At 39.7% G+C, this 20,195-nt stretch carries 16 protein-coding genes and 1 other annotated feature; of the genes, 8 read left to right on the top strand and 8 right to left on the bottom strand.

Features of this window, described 5'->3' with window-relative positions; translation table 11 throughout:
- Window positions 1-230 precede the first annotated feature (230 nt).
- A complete protein-coding gene (locus MKZ11_RS11870) occupies window positions 231-3,341 on the top strand; it encodes an efflux RND transporter permease subunit (protein ID WP_340794637.1) in 3,111 nt (1,036 codons plus the stop codon).
- Between the two features lie 285 nt (window positions 3,342-3,626).
- Window positions 3,627-3,903, top strand: a binding site (T-box leader).
- 79 nt (window positions 3,904-3,982) lie between these two features.
- Window positions 3,983-4,843 carry an SAM hydrolase/SAM-dependent halogenase family protein gene (locus MKZ11_RS11865; RefSeq protein WP_340794636.1) on the top strand — a complete coding sequence of 287 codons (861 nt, stop codon included), beginning with the start codon at window positions 3,983-3,985 and terminating at the stop codon, window positions 4,841-4,843.
- A 97-nt stretch (window positions 4,844-4,940) separates the two neighbouring features.
- On the opposite strand, the gene MKZ11_RS11860 is transcribed toward MKZ11_RS11865, so the two are convergent.
- On the bottom strand, window positions 4,941-5,372 hold the full coding sequence (locus MKZ11_RS11860) for a YkvA family protein (protein ID WP_340794635.1): 432 nt from the start codon (window positions 5,370-5,372) through the stop codon (window positions 4,941-4,943).
- A gap of 470 nt (window positions 5,373-5,842) precedes the next feature.
- Between MKZ11_RS11860 and MKZ11_RS11855 the strand changes: the two genes are divergently transcribed.
- Entirely contained in the window at window positions 5,843-6,454 is a 612-nt protein-coding gene (locus MKZ11_RS11855) for a DUF3298 and DUF4163 domain-containing protein (RefSeq protein WP_340794634.1), read from the top strand.
- Between the two features lie 67 nt (window positions 6,455-6,521).
- On the opposite strand, the gene MKZ11_RS11850 is transcribed toward MKZ11_RS11855, so the two are convergent.
- On the bottom strand, window positions 6,522-7,085 hold the full coding sequence (locus MKZ11_RS11850; protein WP_340794633.1) for a hypothetical protein: 564 nt from the start codon (window positions 7,083-7,085) through the stop codon (window positions 6,522-6,524).
- A gap of 455 nt (window positions 7,086-7,540) precedes the next feature.
- Here MKZ11_RS11850 and MKZ11_RS11845 point away from each other — a divergent pair, with 455 nt between their 5' ends.
- A complete protein-coding gene (locus MKZ11_RS11845; RefSeq protein WP_340794632.1) occupies window positions 7,541-8,248 on the top strand; it encodes a metallophosphoesterase family protein in 708 nt (235 codons plus the stop codon).
- 71 nt (window positions 8,249-8,319) lie between these two features.
- Window positions 8,320-8,745, top strand: coding sequence for a protein-tyrosine phosphatase family protein (locus tag MKZ11_RS11840; protein ID WP_340794631.1), 426 nt, complete (start codon window positions 8,320-8,322; stop codon window positions 8,743-8,745).
- 73 nt (window positions 8,746-8,818) lie between these two features.
- On the opposite strand, the gene MKZ11_RS11835 is transcribed toward MKZ11_RS11840, so the two are convergent.
- From MKZ11_RS11835 to MKZ11_RS11820, 4 genes are all read right to left on the bottom strand, one after another.
- Window positions 8,819-10,420 carry a BCCT family transporter gene (locus MKZ11_RS11835; RefSeq protein WP_340794630.1) on the bottom strand — a complete coding sequence of 534 codons (1,602 nt, stop codon included), beginning with the start codon at window positions 10,418-10,420 and terminating at the stop codon, window positions 8,819-8,821.
- A 153-nt stretch (window positions 10,421-10,573) separates the two neighbouring features.
- Entirely contained in the window at window positions 10,574-11,767 is a 1,194-nt protein-coding gene (locus MKZ11_RS11830; RefSeq protein ID WP_340794629.1) for an MFS transporter, read from the bottom strand.
- Window positions 11,751-12,161, bottom strand: coding sequence for a MarR family winged helix-turn-helix transcriptional regulator (locus tag MKZ11_RS11825; protein WP_340794628.1), 411 nt, complete (start codon window positions 12,159-12,161; stop codon window positions 11,751-11,753). The genes MKZ11_RS11830 and MKZ11_RS11825 overlap by 17 nt, the downstream gene beginning before the upstream one ends.
- 257 nt (window positions 12,162-12,418) lie before the next feature.
- On the bottom strand, window positions 12,419-13,639 hold the full coding sequence (locus tag MKZ11_RS11820) for an MFS transporter (RefSeq protein ID WP_340794627.1): 1,221 nt from the start codon (window positions 13,637-13,639) through the stop codon (window positions 12,419-12,421).
- Between the two features lie 337 nt (window positions 13,640-13,976).
- Here MKZ11_RS11820 and MKZ11_RS11815 point away from each other — a divergent pair, with 337 nt between their 5' ends.
- Both MKZ11_RS11815 and MKZ11_RS11810 read left to right on the top strand, forming a co-directional pair.
- Window positions 13,977-14,894, top strand: a complete 918-nt coding sequence (locus tag MKZ11_RS11815; RefSeq protein WP_340796988.1) for a DsbA family protein — start codon at window positions 13,977-13,979, stop codon at window positions 14,892-14,894.
- 133 nt (window positions 14,895-15,027) lie between these two features.
- The gene (locus MKZ11_RS11810) at window positions 15,028-15,942 is read left to right on the top strand and encodes a ketopantoate reductase family protein (protein ID WP_340794626.1); all 915 of its coding nucleotides are present in this window, start codon (window positions 15,028-15,030) and stop codon (window positions 15,940-15,942) included.
- 67 nt (window positions 15,943-16,009) lie between these two features.
- Here MKZ11_RS11810 and MKZ11_RS11805 read toward each other — a convergent pair whose 3' ends face one another.
- Together MKZ11_RS11805 and MKZ11_RS11800 are read right to left on the bottom strand one after the other, a co-directional pair.
- Window positions 16,010-17,536: a methyl-accepting chemotaxis protein gene (locus MKZ11_RS11805; protein ID WP_340794625.1), complete on the bottom strand. Its 1,527-nt coding sequence runs from the start codon at window positions 17,534-17,536 to the stop codon at window positions 16,010-16,012.
- A 202-nt stretch (window positions 17,537-17,738) separates the two neighbouring features.
- The gene (locus MKZ11_RS11800; protein ID WP_340794624.1) at window positions 17,739-18,341 is read right to left on the bottom strand and encodes a YitT family protein; all 603 of its coding nucleotides are present in this window, start codon (window positions 18,339-18,341) and stop codon (window positions 17,739-17,741) included.
- A 208-nt stretch (window positions 18,342-18,549) separates the two neighbouring features.
- Here MKZ11_RS11800 and MKZ11_RS11795 point away from each other — a divergent pair, with 208 nt between their 5' ends.
- A complete protein-coding gene (locus MKZ11_RS11795; protein WP_340794623.1) occupies window positions 18,550-20,145 on the top strand; it encodes a catalase in 1,596 nt (531 codons plus the stop codon).
- Window positions 20,146-20,195 lie beyond the last annotated feature (50 nt).

Below are 20,195 nucleotides of genomic sequence, written 5' to 3'. Positions count from 1 at the left end.
TAAAAAAGTAATATATAAAACTTAAAATGAAAAATTCTTTTAAACCCACTCCAGCTACCTTTTATAAGATGCCTTCGCTATATCCAAATGTTCAATATATAAGACACAATTGTTTCACTTGACTCATGACTGACCAGTCAGTTAATATGAAAAAGGATCGATTGACTCTTCATATTCAATGATAAAGCATTATGACTAGTTGGTCAAAGTAAAAAATATTGGAGGTACATATGAATTCAATCATTAACTTTGTCATGAAGAACAAATTAGCTGTATGGCTTCTCACTTTAATTATAACAGCCACCGGTATTTATTCCGCAACGAAAATGAATTTGGAAACAATACCTGATATTACAATTCCTATCGTAAGTGTAACGACGATTTACCCGGGTGCTACTCCTGATCAAGTGGTAAATGAAATCTCGGAGCCGCTTGAAAAAGCGGTTAAAAGCTTAAATGGAGTTACATCGGTAAGCTCCTCATCGTACCAGAATGCATCATCTCTGCAAATCGAATATTCATTTGGCACGGATATGAAACAGGCTGAAGAAGATGTAAACGATGCACTAAAAAATATCACCTTGCCAGAAAACGCGATGGATCCGAGCGTTGGTAGAATTAGCATTAATGCTTTTCCAATTCTAGCTCTCAGTGTTTCAGACAGCGATGCGGATCTTGAACAGTTAACGATAAAAGTAGAAGACACACTCGTTCCTGAGCTTGAAGGAATTAATGGCGTTTCAAGTGTTGCAGTATCAGGGCAACAAATTGAAGAAGTCATTCTCACATTCGATAAAGAAAAATTAGCCGCCAACAATTTGGATGAAGCTACAGTGAAACAAATTGTAAAAGGCTCAGATATGACAATGCCACTTGGCTTGTTCCAATTCAATGAAGAAGAACAATCGGTCGTCATCGATGGCAACATCACAACCGTTGAAGATTTAGAAAACATGCTAATCCCTATGATGCCCGCTTCCCCTTCTACTGGAGGCTCTGAAATACCTGCAGGACCACCAACGGGAATGGATGCTGGTGCTTTCAAATTACCTTCAGTCAAGCTGGGGGAAATTGCAACAATTGAGCATGTCGGAAAAGCCGAATCTATTTCAAGAATGAATGGAAAGGAAGCCATTGCTGTTCAAATTGTGAAATCGCAGAATGCCAATACGGTAACTGTTGTCGATGATGTTAAAGAATTGATGTCACAATTCGAAAAAGAAAATGATGGCGTCAAAATTTCTACCACACTCGACCAAGGGGAACCCATTCAACAATCCGTTGATACAATGATTAATAAAGCATTGTTCGGTGCGCTCTTTGCAGTAATTATTATTATGCTGTTCCTTCGTAACTTTAAATCTACAATTATATCCATTGTGTCGATTCCAATGTCACTGCTAATTGCAATCATCTTCTTGCAGCAGATGGATATTACATTGAATATGATGACACTTGGTGCAATGACCGTTGCAATTGCACGCGTTATTGATGACTCCATTGTTGTAGTTGAAAACATATTTAGAAGAATGTCACTTCCAACCGAAAAACTAAAAGGTAAAGAACTCGTACGCGAAGCGACAAAAGAAATGTTTAAACCTATCATGTCGTCTACACTCGTTACGATTGCAGTTTTCCTGCCAATCGGTTTAGTAAGCGGTATGGTTGGCGAGTTATTCCTGCCATTCGCATTGACAATTGTCTTTGCATTGCTCGCTTCACTAGTTGTAGCAATTACAATCGTACCAATGCTGGCACATTCTTTATTCAACAAACAGCTTTACTCAAATACTAGCACCCATAAAGAAAAACCTAGTAAAATGGCCGCTTTTTATAGGAATATATTGAACTGGACGTTAAACCATAAATTGATTACAACTATCCTTTCAATCGCATTACTTGTCGGCAGTTTATTCCTTGCTCCAGTTATCGGTGTGAGTTTCCTTCCAGATGAAGAACAGAAAACGATGTACATCACGTACACACCCGAACCTGGGGATACACTCGACACTGTCAACAGCAATGTTGAATTAGCAGAAGACTATTTATTGGATTTAAAAGATGTTGACGTCGTGCAAGCTTCCGTTGGCGGAGAAAATCCGATGGCTCCTGGGGCTTCAAACGGTGCTCTCATGTTTGTAACATTTGATAACGATACTGCTGAGTTTACAAAAGTGAAAGAAAAAACAATCATTGACCTCCAAAAGCTATCTACAAAAGGCGAATGGAAATCGCAGGACTTTTCAGCAAGTGGTTCAAGCAATGCAGTAAGTTATTACGTTTACGGAAATAACTTGAACGACATAGAGCCTATCGTTGCAGACATTGAAAAAATCATGAGTGACAATAAAGATTTGAAAAATGTTAAAACAAGCTTGGCAACCAATTATAAGGAATATACACTCGTTGCCAATCAAGAGAAGTTAACACAATTTGGCTTGACAGCTGGACAAGTGGGGATGGCTCTCTATCCAAATAACCAGCAAGAAGTATTGACAAAAATCGAAGAAGGCAATAAAACAATCGAAGTTTTGATCAACGAAGAAAAGAAAGAACATAAAACAATCGATGACTTATTAAAAGAAAAAGTACAGTCACCACTTGGAACAGAAATCGCTATATCTGAATTGGTTGACGTACAAGAAGGAACTACGTCAGATACGGTTTCCCGTAAAGATGGAAGATTGTTCGCAAGTGTTTCGGCAGAAATAACGACGAAAGATGTGGCAAAAGCATCGTCAGCTATTCAGACTAAAGTTGACGAACTCAAGGTCCCATCGAATACGGAAATAAGCACTGCAGGGGTAACAGAAGATATCGCAGAAGCGTTTACACAACTCGGACTCGCGATGGTTGCCGCAGTTGCCATTGTCTACTTGATCCTGGTCGTTACGTTTGGTGGCGGACTTGCACCATTGGCAATCTTATTCTCCCTTCCATTCACAGTAATTGGAGCTTTGGTCGGGTTATGGATTGCTGGAGAAACAATCAGCGTTTCGGCAATGATTGGTCTTCTAATGCTTATCGGTATCGTTGTAACAAATGCCATCGTATTAATTGACCGTGTTATTAATAAAGAAAAAGAAGGACTTACAACAAGGGATGCGATTTTGGAAGCTGGCTCTACAAGACTCCGTCCAATCCTTATGACTGCCCTCGCAACAATCGGTGCATTGATACCGTTAGCTATTGGTGCTGAAGGTAGCGGACTTATTTCCAAAGGACTCGGCGTTACGGTTATCGGCGGATTAACGAGCTCAACATTGCTCACGCTTATCTTCGTTCCAATCGTGTATGAGTTCTTAGGGAAATTCCGTAAAAAAGAAAAGAAAAAAGCATAAATAGAAAAATGCCTGTCCACTCACGACGTTAGTTCGTTTGGTGGTAGGCATTTTTTATTTTAACATTGTAGGTCAAGTACATCAGCCTAGGTCATAAGAATTTCATCATGCAGCAATGTTCTTTTGGATTACAGTAATATCTTTTGTAACTCCATAACTCCCTTTTCTCATTCACATAGTGTCTTACTTCACTTCAACCACATCTGCTGATAGAGTTTTTACATGATCATACTCATTCTAATAGTTGACTTTCCATTCTTAATCATGTAAATTATTCATTAATATCAAAAAGCGTTGAAGAGAAAAGTAAAGTGGATATGATTTCTTACAGAAAGCTTCGGTAGCTGAAAAGAAGCAGAATGGCTCCACTTGAACAATGGCCTCTGAGCTCTGCGTTAAACGTGCAATTTGTTTGCATCAGTAGATGTATGCGGGAGTTGGAACCCGTTATCCATTCCACAGTTTAGAATCCATCGTGATAGGATTCTGCACTTGTTGAGGTTGTTCATGTGAATGAGCAATGAATAAAGGTGGTAACACGAGTATAAGTCTCGTCCTTTTCAATCGATTAATGATTGAATTGGGCGGGATTTTTTTGTCTATTCGTTTCATACTATATTAAAATGAGGAGTGGATTTATAATGACAACTGGTTTATTAGTTTTTCAATCCGATTTTGGAATAAGTGATGGTGCCGTGAGTGCAATGCATGGGGTAGCAAACTCGGTCCATCGTGGAATCCCCATTTTTGAAATCACCCATCAAATTCCTCAATATAATATTTGGGAGGCGTCCTATCGTTTATTGCAGGCAATCGGCTATTGGCCAAATGAAACGGTTTTCGTGTCAATTGTAGACCCCGGCGTTGGATCTGACAGGCGTGCAGTTGTTGCGAAGACTGCAAATGACCACTATATCATTACTCCAGACAATGGCACATTAACGCATGTTTTGCAATTCATCGACATAACTGAAATCCGGGTAATCGATGAAACGAAAAACCGGCTTCCTAACTCGGGTGAATCGCATACGTTCCATGGTCGCGATATTTTCGCTTACACAGGCGCTAGGCTGGCCGCAGGCGTTATTCAGTTTGAAGAAGTTGGCCCTTCTGTCGATCCTACAACGATTATTACGCTACCTATGAAAATGTCGAGTATTGTTGAGGAAACCATTACTGGCATTGTCGATATTATCGATCGCCCATTCGGCAACCTCTGGACAAATATTAGCAGAGTACAGTTCAGAGAAATTACGAAACAGTACGGCGATTCAATTGAAGTTTCTATTAGTACAGATGGCCGCATGATTTACAACAACATCATGACATTCGGTCGATCGTTTGCGGATTTGCACATCGGTGAGCCACTGGTCTATGTAAATTCACTCGACAACATTGGTATCGCCATTAATCAAGGATCATTTGCAGATGCATACCGGGTTGGTACGGGGACAAATTGGGAAGTTATTATTCGTAAAGCACCAAGAATTGTATATGAATAACTTCATTATAATTCGTTGGAAACTGCTGATAAATCATTTTTCTAAACACAAAAGGCTAACGCGGAAATTTTCATTTCTCCTTCGTTAGCCTTTTCCATTATAACAACCGTTTGTCTATTTCATCATCGTCAAAATTAACGCCAAGAATTTTATTCATTTTCACTTTCGCCTTGTTTTTTATGTTCTCATCAATATGGGAAATCACTTTAAACACAGCAGCGGCTATGACGCTAGCATCGTCTGCCAGTCCTACCACAGGGATGAAATCTGGAATAAGATCGATTGGAAATATCAAATAGCTGAGTGCACCGACAATAATCAGTTTTGTCGATTTAGGAATCTCAGGACTTTTTGCAGCGTAGAAAAGGAGCAAGCTATAGTATACTGTCGTCTTCCCCGCTTGCTTTCCGTATTTCATCACTTTATCCCAAAATTTCCCGTCTGAATAATGGTTTTCTGTCTCCTCTATATGGGCCTCAGGATCAAAGTCTTTTAATAAATCTTCATAATCTTTTTGTTTTTTCATCATGTCAAAACCTTCCCCTCAAGTGTTCATTACATTAATTCTACACGCAACGACACAAGGTGTCATTTGAAAGCCCTGGAAATGGACAGACAGATTTGGATAACACTAAAATTTACGCTTTCACATATAATTAATTTCTTATTGTCGATGAATGAAGTTTCATAACTTTTTTTATAGTAGAAATATCTGATATATATGTTGAAAAAATGTATACAGCGTAGGTATCCCCTAGCGCCGCAATGGATTCTATAGGTTGCTTATTTCACCATAGACAGATCACGTTCAACATGAAAAATATTAGTATGCATTAAGGTAGGTAAGTTATTCATCACACTGACAGGTTTATATGTATGCTTACAACTTCTGATGCAAAATAGCACCTCTATTTATGATTCAAACCTACTCATACCTTCTTTCTTAATACCTTCCCGCATATAATGTACTACTCTAATGAGAAGGAAAGGACGTCCGAATTGGATTTACCTGTATCGATTGAAACTAAAAAGTTACCCCATGCGACATCTAAAGTGAAAGTGTATTACCCAGTTGTTGTCCATTTACAAAATACTAATGCCCAAAGCACCATCAACCATGCCATCGTCACAACTTTGAACGAAATATTAGTTGAACTAGGCTTTCACGATGCAAACCTTCTGGAATTGATTGCCTCTTACGAATTGAAAACCAATCAACGTGGCATTCTTAGCTTAAATCTTATTGTCTATTCATTTACTGGCGGTGCGCACGGTATGACAATTGTTAAATCATTGACGTTTGATACAAAAACCGGAAAACAATATGAGTTGAAGGATTTATTCAAAAAAGGTAGCGATTACGAGAAAAAGTTGTCAGACATCATAAGCCAACGAATCAAGGACTGGAATATAGAATTGCTAGAACCATTCAAAGGTATTCGCAGTGACCAGGATTTCTATATTGCGGACACCTCTCTTGTCATCTATTTTCAGCTCTATGAAATCACGCCATATGTATGGGGGTTCCCATACTTCCCGATTCCAATCCTTGATTTAGCCGATATTATTAATCCAGACGGACCATTAAATCGGATGATGGCCTTCACATAATAATTCCATAAGAAAATCAAAAAAGTCTATTGGCGAAACTTCAATCCTACTTCGCCAATAGACTTTTTCACTTTTTGTTTCTCCGCATCCAGTGCCACCAAAAAATACCAAGCAAGCCAGAAATGAATACGACTCCCCCACTAATTAAAGCAGTCTTTTTTCCATTATCAATAGGTTTGACATTGTGCGGTAGAACTTGCCCTTGACCTAAGATATCAATATCTTCAGCGGCTATTCCAAGTTCTTTTGTCGGGTCACAAATTACGCTCGTCAGTGATTTATCGCCATACATATCCGATACACTGGCATACACCAAATATTCTTTTCCGACGACGAACTCGATGCCGCAATCTCCCCCACCACTGCCTGTCGCAATAGCAACTTCCGTTTTATTAATGCCCTTCCATGTTTCTTTCACCTTAAAAATGACCGTCTTCCCATACCCACCGAATAGCCCATTATTGTCTTTTATTCTGGTGACTTCTCCACTAAAGACTGCTTGCGAACGTGAAAACCCCTCCTCAGCTGATGGTTCTTTCGCACATGAACAAGCAGTAGCAGGCACAGGTTTTAGGAACAACGTAAGGAGTATGACTAGACATATTGGAAACACATGTAGCTTCTTTCTCATGAAACCCCTCCCCTTCCCTCTATTTCCTATTAGTCCGTTTTATAGATTACGAAGTTACACCCAGTCGAGTTATGCATAACGGGAAATCAATCCATTTTATAAAATCATTTTTACTTTTTCATTAAAATTTTTAAAAAATCTATTTCCTTATCCTTATAAATAAACAAACAGTCCAGTGGACCCAAATTTCACCTCCTCAGAAAAACTTTATATAGAGCGATATATATGACCTCTTCTCCTTTATTTTGTGACTTTATAATATTCCCCAGGAAATAAAGAATTCCGGCTCCAAACAGACCCGCTTCACAAAATTGTTCAAAAACTTTACTTTTTAGTAATAAAAAAATAAATAGTCATATACAAAAATCTCCTATTTCGATTAAGTCGTATTTACATTATTGTATTATTAATGTAAGTTTGATTCATAAGAAGCGTGATTGGAAGGATGGAGATTAATGAAGCGAACACTCGTAATGAGCGATATCCACGGGGAATTGGAGATGTTTGAGCGTTTATTATCCGACCTGAATTATGATCCTAATCAGGATGAACTTATTCTTTTAGGCGATTATGTTGACCGTGGGCCTAAGTCAAAAAACGTGCTCGATAAGGTCATTGAACTGCAAGCCCAAGGAGCTCTTGTGCTAAAGGGCAATCACGAAGACATGATGGTTAAAGCGTTGACCACGGACGATGAACGTGGTTGGAAAAATTGGATTAATCGCAATGGAGGTACCGCCACATTAAAAAGTTATGGATTTACAGAAAGTGAGTTCACAGTTCTTGAAGAAGAGGAATTTATAAAACCCGTTCTCAATTCTGAAGCGTTGGACCAACACATAAAATTCATTAAAAGCCTAGACCATATCATTGAAAAGGACAACTATATTTTTGTCCATGCAGGCGTTCATCCAACAATACCGATTGCCGAAACAGATCCCTACATTCTAATGTGGATTCGTGAGGAGTTTCATACAGGATATACCGGGGACAAGACGGTCATCTTTGGTCATACGCCAACAAAAATTTTTCATGGGGACTTAGATAATCATACGGTTTACTTTGGAGATAACCGGATTATTGGCATCGATGGCGGAGCTGTCTACGGCGGACAATTAAATTGCCTAGAATTACCGAAGCAAACAACGCATTACGTTAAATGATTTACAGAACTTATTAGATAATCTTTGATAAATTATATTTCGGTTCTAACTACATAATGAGGTGATGTTCAATGACTAGTCAAAAATATAAAGAACTCATACCAAATCGAATTTTCATTGGTGGTGTAGATGCTATTGATAATCTTCTTGCGACCGAGAATATCGATGTCATTTACGATTTACGAGCTGAAGTGAAAGGCGAACTGCCGAGTGACAGAAGTATCCACCAGCCTATAGTTGACGATGCCGAGCAACAAGACTATTCAATTCAGACTGCAGTAAAAAAAGTAATCGATGCTTATAATGACGGAAAGAATGTCTATTTCCACTACAATACCGGACGCGGCAGGGCGGGAACAATTGCAACTGCAACGCTTTTGGAATTAGGCTTGGCTGATTCCGTTGATGAAGCCGAACAAAAAGCGATAGAAATCCAACCAACTATCAATTTAAAGCCCCAATTTAAAGATGCATTGAAAAGAATTTACAAAAAATAATAAAAGGAATTAGCTCTTAGAAAATGCCTGTCCCTAAAATTTGATGGGACAGGCATTTTTGTATGATTTTAAGTTACTTTTTCTGCTGATTCCTTCGTTTAGATGAAGGCATAATTGATTTCTCTTTCTCGGCTTTCTTCTTCACTTCACGTTCAATCCGTTCAAAACTTCTTATGTCGGCCGGTCTGACTGTGATCGGTTCCTTCTTTAACAATTTCCCCATTCCAAATACAAGTAAAAGGAGAAGCACTGTAAACGGCAATGCTGCAACTAGAGAAGCGGATTGCAATGCATCCAAACCTCCAGCATATAGTAGTACTGCCGCAATCGCTGACATTAAGACTCCCCAAACCATCTTTACAATCAAAGGAGGCATTAAACTCCCTCTCGTTGTCATACTCGCCAGGATATACGTTGCTGAATCCGCGGATGTCACTAGGAATGTAAAAATTAATAAGATTGCTAATCCGGACATGAGTCCAGTAAAAGGCATATGTTGGAACGTCTCAAATATGGCGGAAGTGACATCGGCGTCAACAGCTTCCGCTATCTTTGTACCATTGTTTAAGTCACTATACAATGCCGTTCCACCCAAAGTCGCAATCCACATGCACGCAAATACCGGTGGGATAACCATCACTCCGATGATGAATTCCCGAATCGTTCGCCCTTTAGATACACGCGCAACGAATGCTCCGACGAAAGGTGACCATGCGATTGTCCACGCCCAATAGAATATTGTCCAATCCCGTACCCATGTGCCGCCTTGATAAGGCTGTAAACGCAGACTATATTGAATGAAATTCGTTATATAATCACCAATCGCAAGTGTAAAGCTTTCTAGGATGAATACCTTAGGACCTACGATAAAAAAGAACATAAGCATCGCTATCGCCATACCTAAGTTAAAGTTCCCTAAATAACGGATACCCTTATTCAGCCCCGAAGCTGCCGACATCATGTAACAAATAAAAACGATAATTATAATAATCAACTGTATGCTGAATGTACTTTTAATGTTAAAAACAGACTCCAATCCGCCGCCCATCTGCAAAATACCGAGCCCAAGTGAAGTGGCGATCCCCATGACAGTAGCAATGACCGCAAAAGAATCAATACCAATCTTCAGCTTTTTATTGGAACCGAGCAGCGGTTCCAATGCTGTGGAAATGAGACCATCTTTTTTCTTTCGGAATTGTAAAAACCCGATGACCAAGCCTACGATACCGAAGATAGCCCATTGAGAAATACCCCAGTGGAAAAATGAGTAACCCATTGCGACCCGAGCCGCTTGTTCTGAATGCGGCTCTACGCCCCCGATCGGTGAAGTGAAATAGTGACTCATCGGTTCCGCTACACCCCAAAAGACAAGACCTACTCCGAAACCTGCCGAAAATAACATACCAATCCAAGTGAAAAATGGATAATCAGGCCGTTCTTCATCGCCTCCAATTCTGATTGCTCCATATTTACTGATTGCCAAACCAGCCAAAAATACGACTATAATAAAAACGACCAGCAAGTAGAACCAGCCAAAATTTACCGTTGTGAAATTATATAACTTATCCGCTACTTTTCCGAACTCGGTTGGTAATACTGCTCCTGCTACTACAAGTAAAAAGATAACTGTCGCTGAAATTGAGAATACTGGATTTTTCCAAAACTTCCTATCCAAAGAAAACCGACCCCTATTAAATTAGTTAATAACTACATACCCTAAACTACTTCCAATTAAATCGCAAATGAACGTTTTAATTTTTTTAAAACTAGTAAGCACTATTCCTTAGTTTAGCGGGTTTTATAGAAAAAAAAAAAAAAAAATGAACCCCTATGTTAAGGATTCATGTTTCTTTTTCCGTTGGATAACCATATAAAGGAGAAGGACAGCACACACAAGAGCACCCGACACCAGGTAAACCGATTCATATCCGAAATGGAGTGCAATTAGCCCAAGTACAAACGATCCAATTGCAAGACCCGAATCAAAAAATGTGAAGAATGTAGCGGTTGCATATCCACTTCTCTCATGTTTTGTCGACTGTACGGCAAGTGTCTGGAAACTCGGGACAAGTGCACCGTAACCAAATCCGACAAAAGCACCCGCAACTAAAAAGGACGTTGCAGAATTCATGTTTGCCAACAGGACAAGACCGATAGCAAAAAATATAAACCCGGGTATTATTACATATTGAGGTCCCTTTTCATCGAAAAGCCTACCTGTAAACGGGCGAGTTAATAACATGACCGCCGCGAACACGAGAAAGAAAGTACTCGCCAAGGCCAAGAGTCCTTTTTCCTGTGCATAAATGGATAGGTACGATAAGACACTCGCATAAGACAACGCAATCAAACTTCCGAGAAATGCCACTGGCACAGCCCCTCTTTCAAACAGGTCGCCAAATGACAATTTAATTTTCACATCATTTTTCACAGGAATAACTCCGGCAGGCGCCGATAGAGATGTTAACACACCTACAATCATTAATGCACTCAGCACGATGAACAATACATCGAATGAATAGGATTGAATGACAGATAGCGCAATTAATGGCCCGAGAACAACAGCTAAGTTTGTCGACATCGAAAAATAACCCAGGCCTGCACCTCTTCGCGTAATCGGCACAATATCCGCCGCAATTGAAAGGGTCGCCGTTGTAATAATACTAAACCAGATCCCCTGTACAAAACGCAATACTAAAAGCCCCGCAAACGGTTGGATAAAATAATAGAGGACTGTACATATCAAATAGAGGACAAGACCAATCCATAACATTTTTCGCTTCCCTGCAATATCTAGTATTTTTCCTGTAAACGGTCTGACAACAATTGCGGAGATTAAGAATACTGTCATCAATAAACCCGCCTCTTCATCTGTTCGGTTCAACACCCCGATTGCATAAAGCGGCAGAGTAGTCACAAGACCATAAAATACGATAAATACAGATATATTAGTGAAAAACAAACTGACAAATGGTTTTGTCCAAATAGGTTCTTTCTTCTCCAAATTACTCACTTCTTTCATTGTCCAGCTTTTTCAATAATCCTCTTAGTATTACCTGTTCTTCACTTGACAAACCTTTTAAAAATTCATTTTCAAACTGAATAATGCTAGCCTCAATCAAGGGGAACTTAACTACCGCTTCTTCAGTTAGACGGACTATCTTTTCCCTGCGATCTTTTCCTTCATGTGTCGTTAACCATCCCAATTCCCCCAACCGACTCACAGTTCGTGTAATCGTCGGGGCTTCCACATTCAAATACTTCCAGACATCTGTCAAAATCATTTCCCCATGACTATGAACGCAGTACAATACTGTCCATTGTGATGCGAACAGATCATATTCTTTTAACACTAGATTTAATTCTTTACTTAATAATCGTGTCTTTTGAAAAATTTCATGGAATAGCGGATTCAAGCCTTCAACCCCTTTTATTTACTTAGGTAACTATATTAGTATACTTCTAGGTCCGTAATTTGTAAAGGAACCTAAATCAATAAAACAGGCGAACCCTACACACCTGGAAATGCCTGTTTTATCACATAGAGATATTCTGTGTGTCTTGCCACTTCATTGAAACAATTTTTGTAATGACAAGTTCAGCTAAAGTGGTCTTCTGCCCGGTCTATCTCGGAAGGCATCCACAAAGCGTTTAACCGTCTTTCATGGACTCCTTAAGCTGCAGTTTCTGCTGTAATTTTCTGATCTCGTGGCAACGCCAACCCGACAAGTCCCATAATCGGTAGGAAAGAAACGATAATCATCGTCGGGTATATACCAATACTATCCATCATGATTCCAATGACAACCGAACCAATTGCCCCCATACCAAATGCCAAACCGACAGTCAGCCCTGCCATCGTTCCAATTTTGCTCGGGACAAGCTCTTGCGCATACACAACCGTCACCGAAAAACTTAGCATAATAAAAAAACCGATTAACATCAGTAATACTGCCACAGCCCATAGTGGAACATTTGGGAGCAGCAAACATAACGGTATTGGCACTGCCAGCGAAAGTACAATGATATTTTTTCTCCCTATCTTATCTGCCATCGGACCACCAAAAAATGTCCCTACTGCTCCGAGTGCAAGAAACAAGAATATATATAATAGTCCTTCTTTATCTGTAATAGGATATTGGTCTGTCAAATGAAAGATAAAGAAACTAGTGATAGTAGTAACATAAAATGATCGTGCAAAAATAATTACAAGCAGCAAACCAAGAGCTACCCCCACCTGTTTTCTTGTTAAAACGCCAATAGATGAAAGGAGAACCTTTTTACGATTGTTTAACCTCTCCTGTTCCAACTGTTTTTTATACCAAGCGGATATTTTCATTAAAATAAAAATACCAAGCATTGCAACAAGCATAAATAACGCTGCTGATTTTTGACCATATGGAACTAATATGTACGCACCAATCAACGGAGCAAGCGCCTGCCCAGAGTTCCCGCCTACTTGGTAGATGGATTGAGAAAGCCCACGCTTCGATCCTGCAGCCATAAAAGAGACGCGAGATCCTTCCGGATGAAAAACGGCGGAACCAAATCCAAGCAACATGACAGAAATGATTAACAACCAGTAATTCGGAGCAAAAGCAAGCCCCCCCATCCCAACAAGCGAGAATACCATTCCAAATGGAAGCGCATAAGGTTTTGGCTTTCGGTCACTTAAATACCCAATAACCGGCTGTAATACAGATGCTACCATATTCAAAGCGAAGAAAATGAAACCCAGTTGAGTAAAGTTAAAGCCTCTCTCCTTCACAAGAACTGGAAACATCGCTGGAATTACAGCTTGAAGAGTATCGTTCAGCAAATGACATGCGCCAATTGCAAACATTATCGGATAAACTGGATTTCCTAGTACATTGGACTCTTTTAGTGTCGGCATTTGATTGTCGCATCCTTTCTCTGACGACGATAAATTAATAAACCAAGTATATCGCAATTTCTGAGTATTGGAACGGTTAAAATGCAGAAACAATGATTTTGACTACGTATGTCGATATACTTATTAAGAGTAGAGACTTACTATTGATAGCAAGAAGCGATTAAAACAAGAAAAACCATTCCGCTTGTCAGCAATCAAAGTATACCCTCATGCTTGGTGCAATTCCTTATTATCCAAAAGCAAGGGGATTTTCAATTTATGTACCTGGGATATCCCGAAGTCGAATCGAGCTGAATCCGACAAATACAATATATAGAAGTGAGGGATTGTGTTGGAAATGAAAAATAATATGATGTGCGACTTAGAAACTGGCCTATGCGGTCCCGGCGGTGATTCTGAAATGCAATTTATCGACCTTTCTGTGCCTCAAAAAAAGATCGACTTGTATTATGTAACGGATCCAATTTGTTCTCATTGCTGGGCATTGGAACCGGTTCTCCGCAAATTTGAGGCGCAATACGCTCAATACTTTAACATGCATACATTGATGGGTGGATTATTGGAAAGCTGGGACGGCTTTACAGACACCGCAAATGGCATCAATGACCCTGTCGATGTAGCCGAACACTGGAAAGAAGTCGCTGAACAATCCCGCATGCCAATTGATGGGATTCTCTGGTATGACAACCCAATCGCCTCTTCCTTCATCCCATCCCGTGTATTCAAAGTGATTCATAAACAAAATCCGGAACTTGCAAACATATTTTTGCGACGTGCACGAGAAGCCCTTTTCGCTTTCAATAAAAATATTGCTCAAGATAATATGTTAATCGATCTTGTCAATAAAGTTGGGCTTAACGGAGGGGAGATCGTCAAACAATCGAAGCTTCCAGAAGCCGACATTTCACTTCAAGAAGACTTTCAACTTGTTCGCCAACTAGGCATCCAAGGATTTCCGACGATTGTTATGTTGAATAAGGAGAAAAAAGGCATCAAAGTTGTTGGTGCACGTTCGCTAGACCAATATGTCTCCGCACTTCAACAAATGTTGCCTGAAGAGAATTTACAACCGAAGCAGCTACCAAATTTGCTATCTCTAATTCAAAAAGAGAAACTATTATTCTCATGTGAAATAGAAGCATTTTATGGAATTGAAGAAAAAGATGTTGAAGATTTCGTAAGTAAACAATTGGGAAGTACCGATTTTAAAATGAAAGAAATTCTCGGCGTAAAATATAGCACTATCATCGATTAATGCTATACGATGGCTAACTGGACATATCCTGTCCGGCCTGTCATCGTTTTTTATTTCCCTTAATTCAATACTTCTATTACCTCAGATTAATGTATAATGGGAATTATCAAACAGTTGCAAAGGGGGTTTTCACGTGAATATTTTAATCGTTGGCGCAGGTGCAATAGGTGGTTACTTCGGGGGAAGATTAGTGGAAAAAGGAGAGAAGGTAACCTTTCTTGTTCGGGCAAAGCGGAAAGAAATGCTTGACACATATGGCTTGAAAATCGAGAGTGTTAATGGCGATGCTAAACTTGTCCCACGTCTGATTACATCAATCGACAGTGGGGAAAAATTTGATTTAATCATCATTTCTACGAAATCTTATCATCTTGCACAAGCAATCGATGATGTCCGTCCATTCGTTAAAGCGGACACGATTATTCTGCCTCTTTTAAACGGTATTGGTCATCTCGATCAATTAATAGAAGCTTTCGGTGAAGATGCCGTCATAGGAGGTCTCTGTTTTATCGAGACAACGCTTGACGAACACGGTACCATCATACAAAAAAGCCCGCTCCATCAACTAGTGTACGGCGAAAGATCCGGTGAACTGACACCGCGTATTGAAAAACTACAAGAAGTTTTCGAAGGAGCAAATGCCTCATTTATTCTAAGTGAGAAAATTAATCAAGAAATGTGGCATAAATATTTGTTCATTACTGTAATGTCCGGCATCACTTCACTTATGGAATCTCCAATTGGGCCTATCATGGAATTGGAAACCGGTCGCAATACCGTTTCCTCTCTGTTAGAAGAAATCGGTGCAATTATGAAGAAAATCGATGCACCTATACAAGATACAATCACGAAAGAGCTGTTCGAAAAAATCAGTAATATGCCATACGATATGAAATCGTCGATGCAACGTGACATGGAAAAGTCCCTTCCCCTAGAATCAGATCATCTACAAGGTTTATTATTACACCATGCACATATGCATGCTATTCCAACGCCGGTACTGGAAACACTCTATACCAAACTAAAAATTTATGAAAAAAGGCACTGACAGAAACAAGACCGAGTGAGCTATACACTTGGTCTTGTTTCCAATAGTTTTAGTCATTGTGAATTACTTAAGAAATCTGTATACTCGCAATCTGCTTATTGAGATTCTCTGTGATGTTTCGTAATTCTAGTGTAATATTTTTAAAATCCACAGCCGTTGCTAGTTGCTCTTCAGAAGCCGCAGAAATATTCTCCGCATTTCCTCTATAGCTTTCGGTGACAATTGACATTTCTCCGATGAATGTATTTACGTCATTGACATTCACTTCGATATTTTCAGCCATTGTATAAGAGCCATCCAATAAGCCGTGAACCTCTCCCACTCTCTCTACAATGTTAGAGAAAATAATGTCGGAGTTCTTCACTTTTTGAATACCCATTTCTGTCATTTCTCTCGTATGTCTCATTTCATTTCCTATATCCACGGTATCTGCAGTCAAGTCTTCCACCACCCTACCGATTTGATTGGCATGTTGACTTGAAAGATCCGCAAGTTTGCGAACTTCATCTGCTACAATGGCAAAACCTTTTCCAGCTTCTCCTGCCCGAGCAGCTTCAATTGCCGCATTTAAGGCTAATAGATTTGTCTGTTGAGCAATTTCAGTCATCAGGTGCAAGGTTGTTTGTATTTCTTTCGTCCGATCCTCGAGTCTTTCTACCACCTGTCCCATCTGTTCTGTACTTGTCGAAATAATAGACATTTGCTCAACTGTTTCCTTCATTCCCATTTTCCCTTCAAGTGCTTCCCTTGTAGCATTTCGGGAAGATTCTTTGGAAACATCCAATTGTTGAATAATGGAAGTCGAATCCGCCAACACATCTCCTAACATTTGTCGACTTCTTGTTGCATATTTCAAAAGATCATGTGCAGCCTCCACCATATTTTGAGTCGCAGCGGCCGTTACATGCGTCGAGTTCTCCGATTCCTTTGATCCTATTTCTAAATTCCCCACGTTTTTTAGTACTTCATCTGATGTCGCTGTAATGTTTCGCATCATTTCTTTAATTATATCCGCATGATCCTTCTCTTCTTTCAGTTTAGAGAAGTGCTTGTCCCGCACAATGATCTGAACAATGACGACCGTACTCGTCATTAGTAAAAACACGGCGTGTATCATCAGTAAACTGAATGGATAATCTGAAGTCCCACATAATAATTCAGGGAATACAAAGTATCCGGCTAAATGCTGTATGACAAAAATGGCTGTGCTCAGTAAAATGAGACGTACATTCTCAAAATAGGCCAACGCGGCAATGACCATAAATATCGAAAAATGATACTCTACCATTCCACTGCCGCCCGCAATAATAGAGATACTGCCAAACGTTAACGATAATGTTATTAAGTATGGAATCCATTTATCGTCTCTTTTTTTCTTAAAACAGATGAAAGCCCACAACAATGTAATGAGAGGTAACAAAAAGATGATACTAACAAGCACCCCATTAGTTGCCGTACCCGCTCCTCTGGACTGAACGTAAACAATATACTGATCTATCCATCCGGCGTATCTATGAAGGAAATGAATAATTCCCGAAAGAATGGCTACTATTAATGCAAAGTACATCATTACGAAATTTTTACCGATATTCAAACTCTTCCACCCTCCTCGTAATTCATTAGGACTACTAACGCCCACTTTAAAAAAAGTTATTTTTAACTACACTATAAGCATTTTAGCACACAAAATAATTTTCTGAATACTTTTTACCCAGAAAAAATATCCGATTAGTAAATGACTAACTAAACGGATAGTCCTTCCATTAAATTCAAGCTAATCTTAGTTAATCCTTTGTTTATATTTTTACCTCTATTGTTTTTTTAGTTCTAGAAACAATCAGGCTTATTGTAATTCCCGCAAAGAATACTGTTGCAAACGACAATATTAATTGAATGGAAGGAATCAACAAACTTCCTGCTGTAACAATCAATATGTCCACGCAAAAAATCACAAATCCCGGATTAACGGCTAGTTTTCTTGCAATCATTTGTGCGAGTAAATCAGTCCCCCCGATACTGATGTCTTGCCGAAGCATGATGCCTATTCCCGTGCCTATAACTATTCCCCCGCATATGGCGCTTACCAGAGGAACAGTTTCCAATGCCCTTCCAAACATATGTAAGGGGTACAAAAGATCTATGAGTAGTGATGAAAGCAACATACCATGAATTCCATTATAAAAAAATGAGCGATAGTATTTCCAAGCAAACATAAATATCGGGATGCTTACAATAAGAAATGTGAGCCCTACTTTGACATCCATCGCATAATGAAAGATTAGGCTTATACCGAGGGCACCCCCGTCCAATAACTCAAAAGGAACGAGAAACGTATTTACACCAATTGCGGCAAACAAACTTCCGATAACTATCGTGAACGCCTTCTGTAACATATGCATATAACCCCACCCATTTCAAAGACTTTCTAGATGTATATGAGTATCATGGGCAATTCTTTACTCCATTATCAAAATTCGTTTTTAAAAAAATAACAGGAATTAATTCCTTCAAAATTGTGAAGAGTATAGGTGAGGCACCCTATTCAAGAAGAATCATCACGCAAGTTACTTCAACAAATTTTCACCACTTAAATGAGGAGGCTATCACTTGTCAGAAAACCGATCTACTAACAAGTCGAATGAGGAGCAAGAAGACACACTGACGAACAGACAGGGGCATCCTGTTACAAACAACCAAAACTTAAGGACTGTCGGCAAACGAGGTCCTGCTGTGCTCGAAAACTATGATTTTCTAGAGAAAATTAGCCACTTCGACAGGGAACGGGTTCCTGAACGCGTCGTCCATGCACGCGGAGCCGGCGCGCACGGTTATTTTGAAGCATACGGAACAGCCGGCAGCGAAGCGGTTTCCAAATATACACGCGCAAAACTTTTTCAGGAAAAAGGAAAACAGACGCCTGTCTTTGTCCGCTTTTCATCTGTTATACATGGCGGCCATTCACCCGAAACACTTCGCGATCCACGAGGTTTTGCCGTGAAGTTCTATACAGAGGAAGGCAACTGGGATCTTGTCGGGAATAATTTAAAAATTTTCTTTATCCGTGATGCTATTAAGTTCCCCGATATGATTCATGCCTTTAAACCGGATCCGATCACGAATATTCAAGACAGCGAACGATTTTTCGACTTTTGCGCGAGTTCTCCTGAATCGTTCCATATGGTGACATTCGTTTATTCACCTTGGGGTATTCCTGCCAACTATCGCATGATGCAAGGCTCCGGTGTCAATACGTATAAATGGGTGAATCAGGAAGGAGTCGCTGTACTTGTTAAGTATCATTGGGAACCCAAACAAGGCATTAAAAACTTGACTCAACAAGAAGCAAGTGAGATCCAAGGGACAAGTTTTAATCATGCAACACAAGATTTATATGATGCTATCAAAAAAGGTGAATATCCAGAATGGGAATTGCTTGTCCAAATTATGAGCGATGATGAACATCCTGAGCTCGATTTCGATCCGCTTGATGATACGAAGCTATGGCCTGAAGATAAGTTCCCTTGGCTGCCTATCGGCAAAATGGTTTTAAACAAAAATCCTGAAGACTATTTTACGGAAGTCGAACAAGCTGCATTTGGTACAGGTGTCCTTGTCGATGGTCTCGATTTCTCTGATGATAAAATGCTCCAAGGCAGAACTTTTTCATACTCTGATACGCAACGTCATCGCGTTGGCGCCAATTATTTGCAACTTCCGATCAATGCGCCGAAAAAGCGGGTCGCAACGAATCAGAGCGGCGGACAGATGCAGATTAAAGTTGATCGCGCTCCAGGTCAGAACCCGCACATTAACTATGAGCCTTCGATTTTAGGCGGATTAAAAGAAGCTGGACAAGATGGTGTGGAATACACCCCTTATATTGAAGGAAACCTTGTGCGAGAATCAATTGACCGACAAAGCAATACAAAACAAGCGGGAGAAACGTATCGCATGTTTGAAGAATGGGAGCGAGCCGATTTGATTTCAAACTTGGTGTCAGACCTTTCAAATTGCGACCAACGCATTCAAGAAAAAATGATTGCTCTTGCCGAAGAAGCTGATGAAGAATACGGACGTCGTTTACGTGACGGCTTAGTACAATCATCAAAAGAAGGCTCAAGTCAGAAACCGCTCGGTAATAGAGATGGTGATAAGGCACCTGCTGAAGCAGTGGAAAAAGGACATGACGCTGATCCATATTAATAAAACATCTCACTCAATGGAAGAAATCCATTGAGTGAGATGTTTTTATT

It is taken from the genome of Sporosarcina sp. FSL K6-1508, from assembly GCF_038007465.1.
Taxonomy (GTDB): domain Bacteria; phylum Bacillota; class Bacilli; order Bacillales_A; family Planococcaceae; genus Sporosarcina; species Sporosarcina psychrophila_B.
Note: the sequence above shows the minus strand (reverse complement) of the source record. Positions and strands in the feature narration are given on the sequence as shown.

What these genes read in the sequence shown, in the direction of transcription:
- MKZ11_RS11830 (WP_340794629.1), bottom strand. Translation starts at nt 11,767, where the DNA reads ATGAAAGAAGTGAGTAATTTGGAGAAGAAAGAACCTATTTGGACAAAA.
- MKZ11_RS11820 (WP_340794627.1), bottom strand. Translation starts at nt 13,639, where the DNA reads ATGCCGACACTAAAAGAGTCCAATGTACTAGGAAATCCAGTTTATCCG.
- MKZ11_RS11870 (WP_340794637.1), top strand. Translation starts at nt 231, where the DNA reads ATGAATTCAATCATTAACTTTGTCATGAAGAACAAATTAGCTGTATGG.
- MKZ11_RS11865 (WP_340794636.1), top strand. Translation starts at nt 3,983, where the DNA reads ATGACAACTGGTTTATTAGTTTTTCAATCCGATTTTGGAATAAGTGAT.
- MKZ11_RS11840 (WP_340794631.1), top strand. Translation starts at nt 8,320, where the DNA reads ATGACTAGTCAAAAATATAAAGAACTCATACCAAATCGAATTTTCATT.
- MKZ11_RS11800 (WP_340794624.1), bottom strand. Translation starts at nt 18,341, where the DNA reads ATGCATATGTTACAGAAGGCGTTCACGATAGTTATCGGAAGTTTGTTT.
- MKZ11_RS11850 (WP_340794633.1), bottom strand. Translation starts at nt 7,085, where the DNA reads ATGAGAAAGAAGCTACATGTGTTTCCAATATGTCTAGTCATACTCCTT.
- MKZ11_RS11845 (WP_340794632.1), top strand. Translation starts at nt 7,541, where the DNA reads ATGAAGCGAACACTCGTAATGAGCGATATCCACGGGGAATTGGAGATG.
- MKZ11_RS11815 (WP_340796988.1), top strand. Translation starts at nt 13,977, where the DNA reads ATGAAAAATAATATGATGTGCGACTTAGAAACTGGCCTATGCGGTCCC.
- MKZ11_RS11860 (WP_340794635.1), bottom strand. Translation starts at nt 5,372, where the DNA reads ATGATGAAAAAACAAAAAGATTATGAAGATTTATTAAAAGACTTTGAT.